Origin of the sequence: Micromonospora sp. ATA51, assembly GCF_016802855.1 — a bacterium.
GTDB lineage: Bacteria > Actinomycetota > Actinomycetes > Mycobacteriales > Micromonosporaceae > Micromonospora > Micromonospora sicca.
Window position 1 is genome coordinate 1 of the sequence record NZ_JAEVHJ010000516.1, and the last position, 2,858, is coordinate 2,858.

Here is a 2,858-nt window from a genome sequence, read left to right on the forward strand (position 1 = left end):
GGTGCGGGCGCGCGCCAGCCCGCGGAGGTGATGGCGCAGTCCGGCGCGGCGGCCGGCGCGGCCCCGGTCGATCGCCCGGGCCCACCACGGCAGCGTCTCGCGAGAGGAGCGCAAGCACATCGAGGAGGCGCTCAAGTCCGGCCAGCTCCCGGCCGTGGTCGCCACCTCCAGCCTGGAGCTCGGCATCGACATGGGCGCGGTCGACCTGGTGGTGCAGATCGAGGCGCCGCCGAGCGTCGCCGCCGGCCTGCAACGGGTCGGCCGGGCCGGGCACCAGGTCGGCGCGGTCTCCCGCGGCGTGGTCTTTCCGAAGCACCGCGGCGACCTGCTCTCCTGCACGGTGGTCGCCGAGCGGATGGCCGAGGGCGCCATCGAGGAGCTGCACTACCCGCGCAATCCCCTCGACGTGCTGGCCCAGCAGATCGTGGCGATGGTGGCGCTCGAACCGTGGCGGCTGGGTGACCTCGCCGTGCTGGTCCGCCGGGCCGCGCCCTTCGCCGAGCTGCCCGACTCCGCCCTGCACGCGGTGCTCGACATGCTCTCCGGGCGGTACCCGTCGACCGCCTTCGCCGAGCTGCGGCCCCGGCTGGTCTGGGACCGGGCCACCGACGTGCTCACCGGCCGCCCCGGCGCGCAGCGGCTCGCGGTGACCAGCGGGGGCACCATCCCCGACCGGGGTCTCTTCGGGGTCTTCCTGGCCGGGGCGGAACGCGCCGCCCGGGTCGGCGAGCTGGACGAGGAGATGGTCTACGAGTCCCGGGTGGGCGACGTCTTCCTGCTCGGCTCCTCGTCGTGGCGGATCGAGGAGATCACCCCCGACCGGGTGCTGGTCTCCCCCGCCCCCGGCCAGGCCGCCCGGATGCCGTTCTGGAAGGGCGACCAGCTCGGCCGCCCGGTCGAGCTGGGCCGGGCCATCGGCGCCCGGGTCCGCGCCCTGCTCCGGCAGGACGACCAGACCGCGACGGCGGCGTTGCGCGCCGGCGGGCTGGACGACTGGGCCGCCGGCAACCTGATGGCGTACCTGCGGGAGCAGAAGGTGGCCACCCGCTCCCTGCCGGACGACCGGACGGTGGTCGTCGAACGGTTCCGCGACGAGCTGGGCGACTGGCGGCTGGCCGTGCACTCGGTGCTCGGCGCCCGGGTCAACGGCCCATGGGCCCTGGCGATCGGCCGCCGGCTCGCCGAGCGGTACGGCGTGGACGCCCAGGTGATGCCCTCCGACGACGGCATCGTGGTCCGGCTGCCCGACACCGCCGACGAGCCGCCCGGCGCCGACGTGGTGGTCTTCGACCCCGACGAGATCGCCCAGCTCGTCGAGGAGTCCGTCGGCACCTCGGCGCTCTTCGCCGCCCGGTTCCGCGAGTGCGCGGCCCGGTCGTTGCTGCTGCCCCGCCGCGACCCGCGCCGCCGCCAGCCGCTCTGGCAGCAGCGCCAGCGGGCCGCCCAGCTCCTCGACGTCGCCCGCGAGTACGCCGACTTCCCGGTCACCCTGGAGGCCGCCCGCGAGTGCCTCCAGGACGTCTTCGACCAGCCGGCCCTGGCCGAGCTGATGCGCGACCTGACCGCCCGCAAGGTGCGGCTGGTCGAGGTGGAGTCCGAGCGGCCCTCGCCGTTCGCCCGCTCGCTGCTCTTCGGCTACGTCGGGGCGTTCCTCTACGAGGGCGACGCCCCCCTCGCGGAGCGCCGGGCCGCCGCCCTGGCCCTGGACTCGGGGCTGCTCGGCGAGCTGCTCGGCCGGGTCGACCTGCGGGAACTGCTCGACCGACGGTGCTCGCCGAGACCGAGCGGCAGCTGCGCTGGCTGACCGAGCAGCGCCGCCCCCGCGACGCCGAGGACGTGGTCGAGCTGCTCCGGGTGGTCGGCGACCTGGGCGAGGCCGAGCTGGCCGAGCGCGGCGCGCCGGTCGAGTGGCTGACCGAGCTGGAGTCCGCCCGCCGGGTGCTGCGGGTCCGCATCGCCGGGGAGGAACGCTGGGTGGGCGTCGAGGACGCGCCCGGCTGCGCGACGCGCTCGGCGTGGCGCTGCCGGTCGGGGTGGCCGAGGCGTACCTCACGCCGGTGGCGGACCCGCTCGGCGACCTGGTGGCCCGGTACGCCCGCACCCACGGCCCGTTCGCGGCGGCCACCTGCGCCGCCCGGTTCGGGCTCGGGGTGTTCGTGGTGGAGCAGGCGCTGCGCCGGCTCGCCACCACCGGTCGGGTGGTCTCCGGGGAGTTCGCCCCGGACAGCGTCGGCACCCAGTGGTGCGACGCGGAGGTGCTGCGGCTGCTGCGCCGCCGTTCGCTGGCCGCGCTGCGCCGGGAGATCGAGCCGGTGCCGCCCCGGGCCCTCGCGGCGTTCCTGCCCCGCTGGCAGCAGGTCGGCTCGTCGGCGCGGGGCGTGGAGGCGCTCGCCGCCGCGGTCGAGCAGTTGCAGGGCGCGGCGGTGCCGGCGTCCGCGCTGGAACGCCTGGTGCTGCCCGCCCGGGTCGCCGACTACTCCCCCGCCCAGCTCGACGAGCTCTGTGCCAGCGGCGAGGTGGTCTGGGCCGGGTCCGGGGCGATCTCCGGCGGCGACGGCTGGATCACCCTGGCGTACGCCGACGCCGCGCCGTTGCTGCTCCCGCCGCCCGACGAGGCGCTCACCCGCACGCCGCTGCACGACGCGGTGCTCGACGCGCTCGCCGACGGCCAGGCGCTCTTCTTCCGGTCCCTGTCGGACCGGGTCGGCGCCACCGACGACGCGGCGCTGGCCGCCGCCGTCTGGGACCTGGTCTGGGCCGGTCACCTCACCAACGACACGCTCGCCCCGCTGCGGGCGGCGCTCGGCGGCGGGGGCGCGCACCGGTCCCGCCCGTCCGCGCCGCGCACCCGCTACCGC

At 77.1% G+C, this 2,858-nt stretch carries 1 pseudogene; it reads left to right on the forward strand.

Features of this window, described 5'->3' with window-relative positions:
• Positions 1-2,858, forward strand: a pseudogene (locus tag JNW87_RS36975) (helicase-related protein); the annotation flags it as partial.